17 protein-coding genes are annotated in these 15,880 nt (G+C 60.1%); 15 read left to right on the top strand and 2 right to left on the bottom strand.

The window, feature by feature from the left end:
• The first annotated feature begins 32 nt into the window (after positions 1 to 32).
• From ccmA to mlaA, 10 genes are read left to right on the top strand one after another with little or no spacing between them, the layout of a single operon-like run.
• On the top strand, positions 33 to 647 hold the full coding sequence (ccmA, locus tag D8B20_RS12035) for a cytochrome c biogenesis heme-transporting ATPase CcmA (protein WP_145889101.1): 615 nt from the start codon (positions 33 to 35) through the stop codon (positions 645 to 647).
• Positions 647 to 1,306: a heme exporter protein CcmB gene (gene ccmB / locus D8B20_RS12030; protein WP_145889100.1), complete on the top strand. Its 660-nt coding sequence runs from the start codon at positions 647 to 649 to the stop codon at positions 1,304 to 1,306. The genes ccmA and ccmB overlap by 1 nt, the downstream gene beginning before the upstream one ends.
• A 53-nt stretch (positions 1,307 to 1,359) precedes the next feature.
• Positions 1,360 to 2,100, top strand: a complete 741-nt coding sequence (locus D8B20_RS12025; RefSeq protein WP_145889099.1) for a heme ABC transporter permease — start codon at positions 1,360 to 1,362, stop codon at positions 2,098 to 2,100.
• The gene (ccmD, locus tag D8B20_RS12020; RefSeq protein WP_145889098.1) at positions 2,097 to 2,327 is read left to right on the top strand and encodes a heme exporter protein CcmD; all 231 of its coding nucleotides are present in this window, start codon (positions 2,097 to 2,099) and stop codon (positions 2,325 to 2,327) included. The genes D8B20_RS12025 and ccmD overlap by 4 nt, the downstream gene beginning before the upstream one ends.
• Complete coding sequence (ccmE, locus tag D8B20_RS12015; protein WP_145889097.1) at positions 2,324 to 2,809, top strand: cytochrome c maturation protein CcmE; 486 nt, start codon at positions 2,324 to 2,326, stop codon at positions 2,807 to 2,809. The genes ccmD and ccmE overlap by 4 nt, the downstream gene beginning before the upstream one ends.
• The gene (locus D8B20_RS12010; RefSeq protein ID WP_145889096.1) at positions 2,806 to 4,764 is read left to right on the top strand and encodes a heme lyase CcmF/NrfE family subunit; all 1,959 of its coding nucleotides are present in this window, start codon (positions 2,806 to 2,808) and stop codon (positions 4,762 to 4,764) included. Before ccmE ends, D8B20_RS12010 begins: the two co-directional genes overlap by 4 nt.
• Complete coding sequence (locus tag D8B20_RS12005; protein ID WP_145889095.1) at positions 4,761 to 5,321, top strand: DsbE family thiol:disulfide interchange protein; 561 nt, start codon at positions 4,761 to 4,763, stop codon at positions 5,319 to 5,321. The genes D8B20_RS12010 and D8B20_RS12005 overlap by 4 nt, the downstream gene beginning before the upstream one ends.
• Positions 5,318 to 5,773, top strand: a complete 456-nt coding sequence (locus tag D8B20_RS12000) for a cytochrome c-type biogenesis protein (RefSeq protein ID WP_145889094.1) — start codon at positions 5,318 to 5,320, stop codon at positions 5,771 to 5,773. The genes D8B20_RS12005 and D8B20_RS12000 overlap by 4 nt, the downstream gene beginning before the upstream one ends.
• Positions 5,773 to 6,984, top strand: coding sequence for a c-type cytochrome biogenesis protein CcmI (gene ccmI, locus D8B20_RS11995; RefSeq protein ID WP_145889093.1), 1,212 nt, complete (start codon positions 5,773 to 5,775; stop codon positions 6,982 to 6,984). Before D8B20_RS12000 ends, ccmI begins: the two co-directional genes overlap by 1 nt.
• A 35-nt stretch (positions 6,985 to 7,019) precedes the next feature.
• Positions 7,020 to 7,787 (top strand): phospholipid-binding lipoprotein MlaA, encoded by a 768-nt coding sequence (gene mlaA / locus D8B20_RS11990; protein WP_145889092.1) that lies wholly within the window; start codon positions 7,020 to 7,022, stop codon positions 7,785 to 7,787.
• An 80-nt stretch (positions 7,788 to 7,867) separates the two neighbouring features.
• On the opposite strand, the gene fadL is transcribed toward mlaA, so the two are convergent.
• Complete coding sequence (gene fadL / locus D8B20_RS11985; protein WP_145889091.1) at positions 7,868 to 9,151, bottom strand: long-chain fatty acid transporter FadL; 1,284 nt, start codon at positions 9,149 to 9,151, stop codon at positions 7,868 to 7,870.
• A 359-nt stretch (positions 9,152 to 9,510) separates the two neighbouring features.
• Between fadL and D8B20_RS11980 the strand changes: the two genes are divergently transcribed.
• The 4 genes from D8B20_RS11980 (at position 9,511) to sixA (ending at position 14,092) form a co-directional block, all read left to right on the top strand.
• Positions 9,511 to 9,807 carry a YfcZ/YiiS family protein gene (locus D8B20_RS11980; RefSeq protein ID WP_145889090.1) on the top strand — a complete coding sequence of 99 codons (297 nt, stop codon included), beginning with the start codon at positions 9,511 to 9,513 and terminating at the stop codon, positions 9,805 to 9,807.
• A gap of 167 nt (positions 9,808 to 9,974) precedes the next feature.
• The gene (gene fadI, locus D8B20_RS11975) at positions 9,975 to 11,285 is read left to right on the top strand and encodes an acetyl-CoA C-acyltransferase FadI (protein WP_145889089.1); all 1,311 of its coding nucleotides are present in this window, start codon (positions 9,975 to 9,977) and stop codon (positions 11,283 to 11,285) included.
• Positions 11,285 to 13,414, top strand: coding sequence for a fatty acid oxidation complex subunit alpha FadJ (gene fadJ, locus D8B20_RS11970; RefSeq protein WP_145889088.1), 2,130 nt, complete (start codon positions 11,285 to 11,287; stop codon positions 13,412 to 13,414). Before fadI ends, fadJ begins: the two co-directional genes overlap by 1 nt.
• 195 nt (positions 13,415 to 13,609) lie before the next feature.
• On the top strand, positions 13,610 to 14,092 hold the full coding sequence (sixA, locus tag D8B20_RS11965; protein WP_145889087.1) for a phosphohistidine phosphatase SixA: 483 nt from the start codon (positions 13,610 to 13,612) through the stop codon (positions 14,090 to 14,092).
• A gap of 122 nt (positions 14,093 to 14,214) precedes the next feature.
• Here sixA and smrB read toward each other — a convergent pair whose 3' ends face one another.
• Complete coding sequence (gene smrB, locus D8B20_RS11960; RefSeq protein ID WP_145889086.1) at positions 14,215 to 14,763, bottom strand: endonuclease SmrB; 549 nt, start codon at positions 14,761 to 14,763, stop codon at positions 14,215 to 14,217.
• Positions 14,764 to 14,918: 155 nt separating this feature from the next.
• Here smrB and prmB point away from each other — a divergent pair, with 155 nt between their 5' ends.
• Entirely contained in the window at positions 14,919 to 15,851 is a 933-nt protein-coding gene (gene prmB, locus D8B20_RS11955) for a 50S ribosomal protein L3 N(5)-glutamine methyltransferase (RefSeq protein ID WP_145889085.1), read from the top strand.
• Positions 15,852 to 15,880 lie beyond the last annotated feature (29 nt).

Raw genomic sequence — 15,880 nt, 5'->3', positions numbered from 1 at the left:
CCACCTCATTCATTGCTGTGATTCTCCCTTCTATGCTCGAAGTCATTAATCTCTCGTGTGTTCGTGATGAGCGCTTCCTGTTTCGTGGGCTGAGCTTCCGGGTAGCGCCCGGTGACATCGTGCAGATTGAAGGGCCCAACGGCGCCGGCAAGACATCGCTGCTGCGTCTGCTGGCCGGTCTGAGCCGGCCCGAAGAGGGCGACGTGCTGTGGCAGGCACAGCCAATTCGCCAGCAGCGCGAAACATGGCAGCAAAACCTGCTCTATCTCGGCCATCAGCCCGGCGTGAAATCCGTACTCTCTCCCTGCGAAAACCTGCGCTTCTGGCACGGCAGCAGTGATGACGGCATCCTCTATGCAGCGCTGGAACAGGTGGATCTGCCAGGGTATGAAGAGGTGCCGGTCGCCCAGCTCTCTGCCGGACAACAGCGGCGCGTGGCGCTGGCCCGGCTGTGGCTGAGCCGTGCCGCCGTGTGGATTCTGGACGAGCCGCTGACCGCGATTGATAAAGACGGCGTGGAAAAATTAATGGCGCGGTTCGTGGCACATGCCGATAACGGTGGCGCGGTGATCCTGACGACACATCAGGATCTGCCCGGCGACAGTGCCCGGGTGCGCAAAATCCGGTTGACGGCGGAGTGGATGTAATGCCGGGACGCATCATTCAGCGTGAGTTAAAAATCGCGTTCCGCAGCGGGGCGGAGGTGATTAATCCGCTGTGGTTTTTCTTAATCGTCATTACGCTGTTTCCGCTGGGTATCGGGCCGGAACCGCAGCAGCTGGCGCGCATCGCGCCCGGTGTGGTGTGGGTCGCGGCGCTGCTGGCCTCGCTGCTGGCGCTGGAGCGTCTGTTCCGCGATGATTTTCTGGACGGCTCGCTGGAGCAGCTACTGCTGCTGCCGACGCCGCTGCCGCTGACCGTATTAGGCAAAGTGGTGGCGCACTGGCTGCTCACCGGCCTGCCGCTGATTCTGCTGTCGCCGCTGGCGGCGCTGCTGCTGTCGCTGGATTTTGCCGGCTGGCGGGCGATGGCACTGACGCTGCTGCTTGGCACCCCAACGCTAAGCTTCCTCGGCGCAATCGGCACCGGACTGACCGTCGGTCTGCGGCGCGGCGGCGTCCTGCTGAGTTTACTGGTATTACCGCTGTCGATACCGGTTCTGATATTTGCCACCGCGGCCATTGAAGCGGCGGGGCAGGGGCTGCCGGTGAGCGGCTATCTGGCAATTCTCGGCGCCATGCTGGCCGTGAGCGCGACTCTGTCGCCGTTCGCCACCGCAGCGGCGTTGCGTATCAGCCTGCAATAACCTGCGCCGCCTGCCGGTGGCGGTTGAACTCTTTTTTAGTGCGAGCAATAGACATGTGGAAATGGTTACATCAGTGGGCGCGGCCTGAACGGCTGTATCTGTTATGCGGGCGGCTGATTCCGTGGTGCGCCGTGGCGGGAACCAGCACGCTGCTGCTCGGCTGGATCTGGGGCTTCGGCTTTGCGCCCGCCGACTATCAGCAGGGTGACAGTTTTCGCATCATGTATCTCCATGTGCCGGCGGCGATGTGGTCGATGGGCATTTACGCGTCGATGGCAATAGCGGCGTTTACCGGCCTCGTCTGGCAGATGAAAATGGCCGATCTGGTCGCGGCGGCGATGGCGCCGATTGGTGCCGTCTTTACCTTTATTGCGCTGGTGACCGGCTCTGCCTGGGGCAAGCCGATGTGGGGTACCTGGTGGATCTGGGATGCGCGGCTGACATCCGAGCTGGTGCTGCTGTTTCTGTATATGGGGGCGATTGCGCTCTATCACGCCTTTGACGATCGCCGCACGGCGGGCCGCGCTGCCGGCATTCTGATCCTGGTCGGCGTGGTGAATCTGCCGGTGATTCACTTTTCCGTGCAGTGGTGGAACACGCTGCATCAGGGCTCATCCGGCCTGCTGCAACAGGCCATCGATCCCAGCATGCGTACGCCGCTGCGCTGGTCGATCCTCGGCTATCTGCTCACCTTTGTGTCGCTGACGCTGATGCGCCTGCGCAACCTGATTCTGTTCACCGAGCGTCACCGCCCGTGGGCAATTGACGTGGCACAGGGAGGACGCAAACTGTGACGCCAGCCTTCACCTCCTGGAGCGATTTTTTCGCTATGGGCGGCTACGCCTTTTATGTCTGGCTGGCGGTGCTCTGCACGCTGGTCCCGTTAACCGGGCTGGTGGTGCAGACGCTGCTGTATCGCCGCCGTCTGCTGGCAGAGATACGCCAGCGTCAGTCCAGGGAGCGCCGCATCCGGGCGGCAAAAACAAAAAAAGCTGCGGCTAAAGCAGGAGAGTCTGTGTGAATATCCGTCGTCGTAATCGCCTGTATGTGGTGATAGCGGTACTGGCAGGGCTGGGGCTTGCCACTGCGCTGGTGATGTACGCGCTGCGTTCCAATATCGATCTGTTTTATACCCCAGGTGAAATCCTGTATGGCAAAGGGGAAGCACGTGAAAAACCGTCGCCGGGCCAGCGCCTGCGCGTCGGCGGGATGGTGATGCCCGGCAGCGTGCAGCGCGATCCGAAAACGCTCGCGGTCACGTTCCGGCTGTATGACGCCAGGGGCGTGGTGAGTGTCAGCTATGAAGGCATTCTGCCGGACCTGTTCCGTGAAGGGCAGGGCGTGGTGGCACAGGGGGTTCTGGAGGCGGGAAATCGCATCCAGGCCCGTGAAGTGCTGGCAAAACATGATGAAAAATATACGCCGCCGGAAATTCAGGACGCGATGAAAAACAATCACACAGGACCTGCAGCGGCATATCAGCAGGCGGGTACGCAGTCATGATGCCGGAAATTGGCAGCTTTCTGCTGTGTCTGGCGCTGGGGCTGGCGCTGCTGTTAAGTATTTATCCGCTGTGGGGCGCAGCGCGTCAGGATGCGCGCCTGATGGCGCTGGCGCGGCCGCTGACCTGGGGCATGTTTATCTGTATCGCCGGTGCCTTTCTGCTGCTGGTGCATGCGTTTGTGGTGAATGATTTCACTGTGACGTACGTCGCCACCAACTCCAATACGCTATTGCCGGTCTATTATCGCATTGCCGCCACCTGGGGCGCGCACGAAGGGTCACTGTTACTGTGGGTGCTGCTGCTCAGCACCTGGACGCTGGCGGTGGCGATTTTCAGCCGCGGCATGCCGCAGGATGCGCTGGCGCGCGTGCTGGCAGTCATGGGGATGATCACCTTTGGTTTCCTGCTGTTTATTATCCTGACGTCCAACCCGTTTACCCGCACGCTGCCGGCGTTCCCAATCGACGGGCGCGATCTCAATCCGATGCTGCAGGATATCGGCCTGATTTTCCATCCGCCGCTGCTGTATATGGGCTATGTGGGCTTTTCGGTGGCGTTTGCCTTTGCCATTGCGTCTCTGATGGCTGGCCGCCTTGATACCGCATGGGCACGCTGGTCCCGTCCGTGGACCACCGCAGCCTGGGTCTTTCTTACTATCGGTATCGTGCTGGGATCGGCATGGGCCTACTACGAGCTGGGCTGGGGCGGCTGGTGGTTCTGGGATCCGGTGGAGAATGCTTCCTTTATGCCGTGGCTGGCCGGCACGGCGCTGATGCACTCGCTGGCGGTCACGGAAAAGCGCGGCAGCTTCAAAGCCTGGACGGTGCTGCTGGCGATCACGGCGTTTTCACTCAGCCTGCTGGGAACCTTTCTTGTGCGCTCCGGCGTGCTGGTCTCGGTGCACGCGTTTGCGTCTGATCCGGCGCGCGGCATGTTCATTCTGGCTTTCCTCATCATCGTGATTGGCAGCTCACTGCTGCTGTACGCGCTGCGAGGAGGACAGGTGCGCAGCCGGGTGCAGAACGACGTCTGGTCACGCGAATCCTTCCTGCTGGGCAATAACGTCCTGCTGATTGCGGCAATGCTGGTGGTGCTGCTGGGGACGCTGCTGCCGCTGGTGCACAAACAGCTCGGCCTGGGCACGATTTCAGTCGGCGAACCCTTCTTTAATACGCTGTTTACCTGGCTGATGGCACCGTTCGCGCTGTTGCTCGGTATCGGTCCGCTGGTGCGCTGGCGTCGTGACGAACCGCAAAAACTGTGGAAGCGGCTGGGCGCCGGGCTGCTGGTCACGCTGATCCTGTCGATTGCGCTGCCGTGGCTGCTGCAGGATCGCATTGAAGCGATGACGGTGATTGGTCTGCTGATGGCGATTTGGGTGATCCTGCTGACGCTGATGGAGCTGCACGAGCGGGCCACGCATCGCCATCGCTTCCTGCCCGGGTTGCGGCATCTGTCGCGCAGCCACTGGGGCATGGTGCTGGGCCATCTCGGCGTGGCGGTCACGGTGGTCGGCATTGCGTTCACCACGCAGTACAGCGTGGAGCGCGACGTGCGCATGAAAGCCGGCGACAGCGTGGATATCCACCACTATCACTTTGTTTTCCGCGACGTACGTTCGCTGCAGGGGCCTAACTACAGCGGTGGCATGGCCATTATTGATGTCAGCCGCAACGGCCAGCCGGAAGCGGTGCTGCAGGCGGAAAAACGCTTCTATACTGCCGCCCGTACCATGATGACGGAAGCCGCCATCAGCGGCGGCTTCACCCGGGATCTCTATGCTGCGCTGGGCGAGGAGCTGGACGACGGTTCCTGGGCAGTACGCATTTATTACAAACCCTTTGTGCGCTGGATCTGGTTCGGTGGCCTGTTTATGGCGTTCGGCGGCCTGCTGTGTCTGCTCGATCCACGCTACCGTTCGCGCCGCAAAGCGCCGCGCGAGGAGCTGGTATGAATAAAAAAATTCTGTTTATCCCGTTAGTCCTGTTTCTGCTGCTGGCGGCCGCGCTGCTGTGGCAGCTGGCGCGCAATGCGGACGGTGACGATCCTTCCCGGCTGGAGTCAGCGCTGATCGGCAAGCCGGTGCCGCTGTTCAGGCTGGAAGCACTCGACCAGCCGGGAAAAATGTACAATCAGCAGGTGCTGACGGACGGTAAACCGCTGCTGCTGAATGTCTGGGCCACCTGGTGCCCGACCTGCCGCGCGGAGCATCAATACCTGAACACGCTGGCTGAGCAGGGCATTCGCGTGGTGGGCCTGAACTACAAGGATGATCGGACCAAAGCGGTGACCTGGCTCAACACGCTGGGCAATCCTTACGCACTCAGCCTGTACGACGGCGACGGCATGCTCGGGCTGGATCTTGGTGTGTACGGGGCACCGGAAACCTTCCTGATCGACGGCCACGGCATTATCCGCTATCGCCATGCCGGCGATATGACGGAGCGGGTGTGGCAGCAGGAAGTGAAACCGCTGTGGGAAAAATACCGTCGCGAGGCGGACGCATCATGAAACGAATCGGACTGTTTCTTGCCGGCCTGCTGCTGAGCACCAGCCTGTGGGCGGCCATTGATACCTGGCAGTTTGATTCCGCGCAGCAGGAGGCGCAATACCGCGAGCTGACCGCTGCGCTGCGCTGTCCGAAGTGCCAGAACAACAGCATTGCCGATTCCAGCGCGATGATTGCCGCCGATATGCGGCGTAAAGTGTATGAGCTGCTGAAGCAGGGGCAGAGCCGCCAGCAGATTATTGATTACATGGTGGCGCGCTATGGCAATTTTGTGACCTATGAACCGCCGGTCACGCCCTCTACGCTGATTTTATGGGTCGGCCCGGCGCTGTTTGTCGTGCTGGGCGGCCTGATGATTATTCTGCGAGCCCGCCGCGGGCAGACGCACAGCGATCTTGATGACCACGAGCAACAGCGCCTGGCGGCGATTCTGAAGCGTGACGGGAAGCCGTAATGACTGAATTCTGGATTACCCTGTTTATTCTGCTGGCGGCCGCGGTGGCGCTGTTTGTCAGCGCGGGCTGGCGCCAGCGTGAGGTCAGCCGCGGAGCGCGCGATCGCCTCAACACCGATTTTTATCGTCAGCGCCTGCGCGAGCTGGCACGTGACGAAGCGGAAGGCGTGGTGGCGGAGCGTCCTGCTATGGAGCGCGAGCTGCAGCAGACGCTGCTGGACGATGTGCCGGATGCCGGCGCGGAACAGGTTCACCACAGCCGTCGCCGCGTGCTGATTCCGGGTGTTATCCTGCTGCTGGTGGTGCCACTGGGGATGTATCTGCAGACCGGTGGCCTGGCGCAATATTCCGGCTGGCTGAGCGTGCAGCAGGCCTATCCGGCGCTGCGCGCGCGCCTGATGGATCCCCAGGCGCAGCCCCTGTCGATGGAAGCGCTTTCGCGGCTGCAGCTCGGGCTGCGCACCGCGCTGCAACACGACCCGCAAAATCTTAACGACTGGGCGATGCTGGGCCGGCTGGGCATGGTGCTGAATAATGCCACCGATGCCAGCCAGGCATTTGAACACGCGCTGCAGCTGGCACCGGATAATCTTGCCCTGCAGCAGGATTACGCCGAAGTGCTGACCCGTTCCGGCGATCCCCAGGATAACCGCCAGGCGGGCCTGCTGCTGGACGCGCTGCGCCAGCGTGACCCGGCGAATTTGCGGACGCTTAGCCTGCTGGCGTTCAACGCCTTCCAGCAACAGCACTATGCCAAAGCCATCGACGCGTGGCAGACAATGCGACAGCAGTTGCCGGCAGGTGATCAGCGTATCGCCATGATTGAACGTAGCATTGAACAGGCCAAAACCGATGCCGGCCAGCAAACCACCCAGCTGGCGTTAACGGTGCGTTTAACCTCGCAGGCAGAAAAAATGTTACCGCAGGGCGGAGTGATGTATATTTCGGTAACTGACGGTGTTTCACCGGTGCCCGTGGCTGTGAAGCGGTTGCCGCTCAGCCACTTCCCGTTATCGCTTACGCTGGATGACAGTAATGCCATGATGCCGGATCGCCTGCTTTCGGCGCAGCATCAGGTTCAGGTCAGGGTGCGCATCGCGCGCGATGGCAGCGCTAATCCGCAGTCTGGCGACTGGTTTGGTTTAAGCGCAGTCACCCCCTGGGATGGTCATCAGCAGCTGGCTGTCGAGATTAATCAGCAGCAGCCCTGAAGCGTTACACCTTTTATCCGCACAGGGAGATAAGAATGAATAACCGCCTGACCGGCCTGGCGCTGGCCAGTTTACTTCTGGTGGGATGTGCCAGCTCCAGACCGGCCGACAATACCGAACCCGCACAGCGCAGCGATCCGCTCGAAGGGTTCAACCGCACCATGTTTAACTTCAACTACAACGTGCTGGATCCGTATGTGCTCCGCCCGGTGGCCGTGGCGTGGCGCGACTACGTACCGGTGCCGGCGCGCAGCGGCCTGAGCAACTTTCTGGGCAACCTTGATGAGCCGGCGAGCATGGTCAACTCGATCCTGGTCGGCGAGCCGCGTCAGGCTGGGGTGCATTTCACCCGCTTCTTCCTGAATACCGTGCTCGGTCTGGGTGGCTTTATTGATGTTGCCGGCAAAGCCAACCCGGCGCTGGCGCGTGAAGTGCCGCACCATTTCGGTAGCACGCTGGGCCGTTACGGCGTCGGCTATGGTCCTTACGTGGAACTGCCGGGCTATGGCAGCTTCACCGTGCGTCAGGATGGCGGTGATTTTGTCGATACGCTCTACCCGGTGCTGAGCTGGCTGACCTGGCCCATGTCGGTGGGTAAATGGACGCTTGAAGGCGTGGAAACGCGCGCGCAGCTGCTGGATTCCGATGGTATTTTGCGTCAGCAGCAGGATCCGTATGCCTTTGTGCGCAACGCCTACTTCCAGCGCAACGATTTCCTCGCCAGCGGCGGCAAGCTGAAGCCGGAAGAGAACCTGAACGCCAGCGCGATTCAGGACGATCTCAAGGATATCGATTCGCAGTAACCGATTTACAACCAGTAAAAAGGGCGGCCCGCGGGTCGCCCTTTTTGGTTCTGCTGTGACACGCGACGGTCAGCGCCGCATCAGAATTTATAGTTAAAGTTTGCGCCGTACAGCCAGGCTTTGCCTTCAGAGTTGAAGGTATACGGGCCTTCTTTGATGGTGACTTTCTGCCCGTGCATATAGGAAACGCCCAGATCCACCGAGGCATCCTGGTTAAAGGCGTAAGAGGCACCGGCGCTCAGCCACAGACGATCCTGGTCCGGAATGGAGATAGAACGTTTATCTGCCGGAACCGGGCTGTCATCAAACGCAATACCGGTGCGGAACGTCCAGTTATCGTCGTAGTTGTAGGTGGTTCCCAGCGCCAGACGGTAGGCGTCGTGATAGCTCTCATCTTTAAAGAACAGCGTCTGACCGCTGCTGCCGGTGGCTTTCAGCTCCTGGAACTGGCTCCAGCTGGTGTACGCCAGGCTATAGTGCACGGCCCACTGCGGTGCCACTTTGTGCCAGCCGGACACTTCCCACATTTCCGGCAGATTCAGCGTCAGCGAACCCGGAATTGTCACGCCGCTGGTGCCGAATGGCAGACCCAGCGCGAGCGCCTGTGGCGACCCGTTGAAGGCGCGCGGAATATTACTCTTGTAGTCGCCGTCGAAATCGATCTTCACTTCCGAACGGTAGGTAAAGCCGAAGCGGTTATTTTTATCCACCTCATACAGGATGCCGGCATTCCAGCCGTAGCCCCATTTATCGCCTTTCAGGCGTGCCACCTGCGTATCGGCCGGCAGCCCGGCGCGCGCGCCGGCTTCACCGGCATAGCGCTCAATTTTTGCTTTGGCATAGACCGCGTCAAAGCCGACGCCGAAGCTCAGATTATCATTCAGGCGATAAGCCGTGCTCAGATTCAGGTTGCCGGTTAACAGATCGGTTTTTCCGCCCAGACCGCCCGCGGTATAGCCGTTGTTAAATTCCGTCGCCAGACCGTAGTTAGAGGTAGCAGAAGCGCCAACCCACCACTGGTCATTGAGCGGCTGTACGTAATGAATATTGGGGATCCACTGGTTTGGCGCAATATTACTGGCGTTCAGGCTGTTGCCGGTTGGGCTGCGGCCGCTGATATCGACATTCGGGTCAATATACACAGCGCCGATAGAAAATGACGGGCGATCCATCAGCGCCATGGTCGCAGGGTTACGGCTGGCTGAGGCAGCGGTATCACCCATTGCCCCTTCACCCGAATAAGCGCGACCTAATCCAATTGCTGAGAATTCATTAAGCTGAAAGCCGGCGGCGTAAACGTGTGAAGAAACGAGCGCGACTGCAGCTGCCACGGCTGACTTTGCAAACAGGTTCTTATGGTTCATGACCACAACCTCATCTGAATTTATTATTAAACGTAGTTACGTCGCGTAACAAAGGACGGCGGATTGTAGGGACTGACGGCAATCACACATATCAGACCAGTGCGACGAGTATAGGTCCGACCTGTGTATTTGTTGCAATAATGTTTTTTAAATATTTCCGGTTTGATCGATAAAATCAGATCTGCTTAACAAAATCTTTGCGTTCCGCGAACAGCATACCGGGTCAGATTTGTTTTGGATCAAATTTTATTGTGATATTCGTCACTTAGCCGGCGTATCGTAGCCGCCAGGCCGCAACCGGCGTACACTTTGCTGCAGAAACTGATGTGTCTGATCGGAAAAAGCGTCCGGAGAAAATCATGACTGATGCCATTAATAAATGCAGTGCAAATGAAACCGCGGCCTGCTGCTGTGTGGATGTCGGAACCATTATGGATAACAGCGACTGCTCGGCCAGCTGGTCGGCTCACTTTGCCGATCGCGCCGCCGCCGCCGCGATGCTGGAACAGCTCACGGCGCGTGCGCGCAGTGTGGAATCAGAGCCCTGTGTTATTGATGCCGCTATTAAGCCGGACGCGGCGGGCGTGCGTCTGCAGGCAGAATTCAGGTTTTCCTGCCAGGCGGAAGCGCTGATTTTTCAGCTCGGCCTGCGTTAATCCCGCGGCTGCCGGCAGCGTTGCGGCAGCCTCATCACCATTTTCGTGTTTCTCCTCGCACTTTTTTTCTTCTGTTATTGGCGACTTAGCCTCACCTGGTTAACACTGTGGATCAGGTCAGACCTGTTGGGCAATGATGCTCAGGTCGTCAATTACAGGTGAATGCAATGAGCAAAGCGCAGCCGCTGCTGACGCGTCAGGGCGAGCGTATCGCCATCACTCACGGACTCCGTACGCCGTTTGCCCGTCAGGCCAGCGATTTTCACGGCATACCAGCACTGGAGCTGGGCCGCATGCTGATCAGCGAACTGATGGCGCGCAGTGAACTGCCGGTCACGGTGATCGACCAGCTGGTGTTCGGTCAGGTGGTGCAGATGCCGGAGGCACCCAATATCGCGCGTGAAATTGTGCTGAGCAGCGGGCTGAGCGTACATACCGATGCCTACAGCGTCAGCCGCGCCTGCGCCACCAGTTTTCAGGCCGTCGCCAACGTGGCGGAGAGCCTGATGGCGGGCACCATTGACGCCGGTATTGCCGGTGGTGCGGACTCCTCCTCTGTGTTACCCATCGGCGTGAGCAAAACGCTGGCGCGCGCGCTGGTCGATCTCAATAAAGCCCGTACCCTGAGTAAAAAAGTGCAGATTCTGCGTCGCCTGCGTCCGCGTGACCTGCTGCCCGTGCCGCCCGCAGTGGCCGAGTACTCCACCGGCTTACGCATGGGCGATACCGCAGAACAGATGGCGAAGACCTACGGCATTACGCGCGAGCAGCAGGATGCGCTGGCGCTGCGATCCCATCAGCGCGCCGCCCAGGCCTGGCAATCCGGCGTGCTGGCGCAGGAGGTGATGCCTGCCTTCGTGCCGCCGTGGAAAGCACCGGTTGAGCAGGATAATAACGTGCGCTTTAACGCCAGCACGGCGGATTACGCCCGCCTGCGTCCGGCGTTTGATCGCCGCCACGGTACGGTGACCGCCGCCAACAGTACGCCGCTCACCGATGGCGCGGCAGCGGTGATCCTGATGCGCGAAGGGCGGGCGCGGGAACTGGGCCTGACGCCGCTTGGCTATCTGCGCAGCTACGCGTTCAGCGCCATTGATGTCCGGCAGGATATGCTGCTGGGCCCGGCGTATGCCTCGCCGCTGGCGCTGGAGCGCGCCGGCATCACGCTAAATGAATTAACCCTGATTGATATGCATGAAGCCTTTGCTGCGCAAACGCTGGCGAATCTGCAGATGTTTCGTGACGAACGCTTCGCGCGTGAGGTGCTCAACCGCGCGCATGCGCTGGGGGAAGTCGACGAGGCGCGCTTTAACGTGCTGGGCGGCTCTATCGCTTACGGTCACCCGTTTGCGGCCACCGGCGCGCGTATGATCACGCAAACCCTGCACGAACTGCGGCGGCGCGGCGGCGGACTGGGGCTGGTCACAGCCTGCGCCGCCGGAGGATTGGGGACGGCAATGGTTCTGGAGGCCGAATAATGAGTGAATCCGCATTCCATCTACAGATGCGCCCGGATCACGTTGGCATCATCACTATTGATGTACCAGGCGAAAAAATGAATACGCTCAGGGCAGAATTTGTGCCGCAGATTAACGCGGTGCTGGCCGAAGCGCGCAGCAATCCGCAGCTGGCCGGCCTGGTGCTGATTTCCGGTAAGCCGGACAATTTTGTCGCCGGGGCCGATATCAGCATGATCGCTCGCTGCCAGACGGCCGCTGAGGCCGAAGCGCTGGCGAAGCAGGGTCAGGAAGTGATGGCCAGCCTTGCCGCACTGCCGTTCCCGGTGGTAGCCGCCATTCACGGGGCCTGTCTTGGCGGCGGGCTGGAGCTGGCGCTGGCCTGCGATGCGCGTATCTGCACGCCGGACGATAAAACCCGGCTGGGGCTGCCGGAAGTGCAGCTGGGACTGCTGCCGGGTTCCGGCGGCACGCAGCGTTTGCCGCGCGTTGCGGGCGTGCAGCAGGCGCTGTCGCTGATACTGAGCGGTAAGCAGCTGCGCGCCAGGCAGGCGCTGAAGCTGGGCATTGTGGATGAAGTGGTGCCGCATTCTATTCTGCTCGCGACCGCTATTGCGCAGGTGCATAAAGGAAAGCCAGGGCTACGGCCGCTCGCACGCCGCGATCGTCTGCTGCAATCTCCGCTGCTGCGGCCGCTGCTGTTTATGCTGGCAAAACGGCAGACCGCACGTAAAACGCAGGGCAACTATCCGGCCACCGATCGGATTATTGACGTTGTCCGCACCGGGCTGGAGCAGGGCAGTCGCGCCGGGCATGAAGCCGAAGCGCGCGCCTTCGGTGAGCTGGCCATGACGCCGGAATCTGCTGCGCTGCGCAGCCTGTTTTTTGCCGCCACGGCGTTAAAAAACGAGCCGGTGACAGAGGCGGAACCGCGCGCGCTGCGGCAGATTGGCGTACTGGGTGGCGGACTGATGGGCGGCGGCATCGCCAGCGTGACGGCGACCAAAGCCGGTTTGCCGGTGCGTATCAAAGATATTCATCTCAGCGGCATCAATCACGCTTTGCAGTACAGCTGGGATCTGCTGAGTAAAAAGGTAAAACGGCGACAGCTAAAAGCGGCAGAGCGGCAGCAGCAGATGGCCCGCATCAGCGGCGGCACGGATTATCAGGGATTCAGCCAGCGCGATCTGGTGATTGAAGCCGTCTTTGAAGATCTGGCGCTGAAACAGCAGATGGTGGCCGAGGTTGAAAGCCACTGTCAGCCGCACACCATTTTTGCTTCCAATACTTCCTCACTGCCGATCAGCGCCATCGCGGAAAAAGCGCAGCGACCGGAGAATGTTATCGGCCTGCACTACTTCAGCCCGGTGGACAAAATGCCGCTGGTTGAGGTCATACCGCACGCGGGCACGTCGGCGCAAACGCTGGCGACCACGGTGCAGCTGGCGCGTCAGCAGGGTAAAACCGCGGTGGTGGTGGCAGATCGTCCCGGTTTTTACGTTAACCGCATCCTTGCGCCTTATATAAATGAAGCTATTCGCTGCCTGCTGGAAGGGGAGCCGGTAGAACATATCGATCGTGCGCTGGTGAAATTCGGCTTTCCGGTGGGGCCGCTGCAGCTGCTGGATGAAGTGGGCATTGATGTTGGCAGCAAGATCAGCCCGATTCTTGAGCAGGCGTACGGTTCGCGCTTCAGCGCACCGGAGGCGGTCAGCGCCATCCTGGCCGATGGGCGCAAAGGCCGTAAAAACCGTCGGGGCTTCTACCAGTATCAGCGTTCACGCTGGCCGGCGACGCGCCAGGCGGACAAGACGATTTACACCCTGCTGCAGATACAGCCTCAGGCGAAGCAGCGCGAAGCGCAGATTGCTGAACGCTGTGTGATGATGCTGCTGAACGAAGCGGCGCGCTGCCTGGATGAGGGGGTAATTCGCAGCGCCCGCGATGGCGACATTGCCGCGGTCTTTGGCATCGGCTTTCCGCCGTTCCTCGGCGGGCCGTTCCGCTATATGGATCAGCGCGGGGCGGCGGCGATGGTCGCCACGTTGCAGGCGCTTGCGCAGCAATATGGCGATCGTTTCACGCCCTGTGAGGCATTACTGACGCGTGCGTCCGCCCAAACGAATTTTTACACTTCTGCACATTCGTGAATAGACGCAGCGATTCAGCGGGTTAGAAAGGCAGCTGTGCAGCGTGCTGCGCAGCACCATTCTGAGAAGTGCCTATTTAATAAACAACCGGTTGACTATACTGAAGCCATTGCGGTAAAACACAGCGTTCATTCGCAGAATGAAGCGTCTGGTACTGTGTGACCCGACGATATCGACTAACAACAGCGGTGCTTTATGCAAGTTTTTATCATGCGTCATGGCGACGCAGCGCTGGAAGCAGCGAGCGATGCGGTTCGTCCTCTCACGCTTTGCGGCTGTGACGAATCACGCCAGATGGCGAGCTGGCTGAACAGCAAGATGCCAGAGATTGATAAGGTGCTGGTCAGCCCTTATCTGCGCGCCGGGCAAACCCTTGCCACAGTCCGCGAAGCACTGAAACTGCCGGAAGGGCAGGAAGTGCTGCCGGAGCTGACGCCAGGCGGCGATCCGGGCATGGTGGCCTGTCATTTACAGGCGCTGGCTATTCAGGGCGTCCACGCCGTGCTGGTGATTTCACATCTGCCGCTGGTGGGGTATCTGGTTTCAGAGCTCTGCCCGCATGAAGCGCCCCCGATGTTCGCGACCTCCGCCATCGCCTGCGTGGATTTTGACGCTGAGGCCTGTGAAGGCAAACTGGCGTGGCAGGTAAGTCCGTCAAAGCTGGCAAAAGCCATTTAACGCGCTGTTCTCTCTGTCCCGCCGACCGGCGGACCGTGCCGTTCCTCTCCCCGGTCAGGCGTCAGCCGTTGCCGGGGACATCTCCTCTTCTTTTCCGCTCAATCTCAACGCCTTCCCATCACTCAGGGCAATTCAGGCGGCTGCCACTCTTCAATCTCAATCAGCACCAGCAACGCCGCATCCCCGCCAAAGAGTTTTGGCGCCTGATGAAACGCCATCACGTGCGGATGCTGCGCCAGCCACAGTGGCGTTTGCTGCTTAAGAATGTGTTTGCCGTGGCCGGTCATTACGCTGGCACAGAAGATATGCTCGCGGCGGCAGGCGGCAATCAGCGCACCCAGCTCCTGCTTGGCCTGCATCTGGGTCAGCCCGTGCAGGTCGAGAAAAATCTCCGGCGTATAATCGCCGCGCCGCAGCTTTTTCAGTTCGTAATGGCTGACATCCGCACGCACGTAGCGCGTTGGCCCGTCGCTGGAGAGCAGCGGCTGGAACTCATCAGAAAAATAATGGCTGTTATCGGCCTGCTCAGAGAGCAGCCGTTTCAGTGGCACTTCGCGGGTTTTCACCGTCGGTTTATGCACGATGGTGTCCTGTTTCAGCTTACGCGTGCCTGTCATTAACTGACGGAACAGCGCCTGATCGTCCTGGCTTAGCGGCGTCTTTTTACTCATGTCCTGGCGAATTGTCGGAAATGGCTGGAGTGAATGGCCTCTACCTTAACGCTAAGCGTCAACAAATGTCAGCTTTTTCACCTCGCTGCGCTGAATTCTGCCCGGCTTCATGGCACACTATCGGCCGATTGATTTTATGGCCTGCGGAGGGCTACGTGGACAAGATTTTCGTCGATGAGGCAGTGAACGAGCTGCACACCATTCAGGACATGCTGCGCTGGGCAGTAAGCCGTTTTTCCGCGGCAGGCATCTGGTACGGCCACGGCACGGACAACCCCTGGGACGAAGCGGTTCAACTGGTTCTGCCGACGTTATGGCTGCCGCTGGATATTCCGGAAGATATGCGCCACGCGCGCCTGACCGCCAGCGAACGTCACCGTATCGTGGAGCGCGTGATTCGTCGCGTGAATGAGCGCATTCCGGTGGCCTATCTCACCAACAAAGCCTGGTTCTGCGGCCATGAGTTCTACGTCGACGAGCGCGTGCTGGTGCCACGCTCGCCGATTGGCGAGCTGATAGAAAATCGCTTTTCCGGCCTGCTCAGCCAGCAGCCACACCATATCCTTGATATGTGCACCGGCAGCGGCTGTATTGCCATCGCCTGCGCCTATGCCTTCCCGGAAGCGGAAGTGGACGCCGTGGATATCTCTGCCGATGCGCTGGCAGTGGCTGAGCAAAACATTGAAGAGCACGGCCTGCTGCATCACGTCACGCCAATCCGCGCGGATCTGTTCCGTAACCTGCCGCAGGTGAAGTATGACCTGATTGTCACCAATCCGCCGTACGTGGATGCGGAAGATATGGATGACCTGCCGAACGAGTATCGCCACGAGCCGGAACTGGGCCTGGCGGCGGGCAGCGATGGCCTGAAGCTGGTGCGTCGCATCCTCGCCTGCGCGCCGGATTACCTCAGCGAGCAGGGCGTACTGATTTGCGAAGTCGGCAACAGTATGGTGCACATGATGGAACAGTATCCGGATGTCCCCTTTACCTGGCTGGAGTTCGATAACGGCGGCGATGGCGTCTTCATGCTGACGCGCGATCAGATCGTCGCAGCACAGCATCACTTCTCCTTTTATAAAGACTAAAAAACAGCGGGCGAGCGCTTGCCCGCAAC

The organism is Candidatus Pantoea soli (genome assembly GCF_007833795.1).
Classification (GTDB): domain Bacteria; phylum Pseudomonadota; class Gammaproteobacteria; order Enterobacterales; family Enterobacteriaceae; genus Pantoea; species Pantoea soli.
The sequence above is the reverse complement of the archived record's forward strand: the minus strand, read 5'-3'. Positions and strand labels throughout refer to the sequence as shown.

What these genes read in the sequence shown, in the direction of transcription:
- ccmA (WP_145889101.1), top strand. Translation starts at nt 33, where the DNA reads ATGCTCGAAGTCATTAATCTCTCGTGTGTTCGTGATGAGCGCTTCCTG.
- ccmB (WP_145889100.1), top strand. Translation starts at nt 647, where the DNA reads ATGCCGGGACGCATCATTCAGCGTGAGTTAAAAATCGCGTTCCGCAGC.
- D8B20_RS12025 (WP_145889099.1), top strand. Translation starts at nt 1,360, where the DNA reads ATGTGGAAATGGTTACATCAGTGGGCGCGGCCTGAACGGCTGTATCTG.
- D8B20_RS12010 (WP_145889096.1), top strand. Translation starts at nt 2,806, where the DNA reads ATGATGCCGGAAATTGGCAGCTTTCTGCTGTGTCTGGCGCTGGGGCTG.
- D8B20_RS12005 (WP_145889095.1), top strand. Translation starts at nt 4,761, where the DNA reads ATGAATAAAAAAATTCTGTTTATCCCGTTAGTCCTGTTTCTGCTGCTG.
- D8B20_RS12000 (WP_145889094.1), top strand. Translation starts at nt 5,318, where the DNA reads ATGAAACGAATCGGACTGTTTCTTGCCGGCCTGCTGCTGAGCACCAGC.
- ccmI (WP_145889093.1), top strand. Translation starts at nt 5,773, where the DNA reads ATGACTGAATTCTGGATTACCCTGTTTATTCTGCTGGCGGCCGCGGTG.
- mlaA (WP_145889092.1), top strand. Translation starts at nt 7,020, where the DNA reads ATGAATAACCGCCTGACCGGCCTGGCGCTGGCCAGTTTACTTCTGGTG.
- fadL (WP_145889091.1), bottom strand. Translation starts at nt 9,151, where the DNA reads ATGAACCATAAGAACCTGTTTGCAAAGTCAGCCGTGGCAGCTGCAGTC.
- D8B20_RS11980 (WP_145889090.1), top strand. Translation starts at nt 9,511, where the DNA reads ATGACTGATGCCATTAATAAATGCAGTGCAAATGAAACCGCGGCCTGC.
- fadI (WP_145889089.1), top strand. Translation starts at nt 9,975, where the DNA reads ATGAGCAAAGCGCAGCCGCTGCTGACGCGTCAGGGCGAGCGTATCGCC.
- fadJ (WP_145889088.1), top strand. Translation starts at nt 11,285, where the DNA reads ATGAGTGAATCCGCATTCCATCTACAGATGCGCCCGGATCACGTTGGC.
- sixA (WP_145889087.1), top strand. Translation starts at nt 13,610, where the DNA reads ATGCAAGTTTTTATCATGCGTCATGGCGACGCAGCGCTGGAAGCAGCG.
- smrB (WP_145889086.1), bottom strand. Translation starts at nt 14,763, where the DNA reads ATGAGTAAAAAGACGCCGCTAAGCCAGGACGATCAGGCGCTGTTCCGT.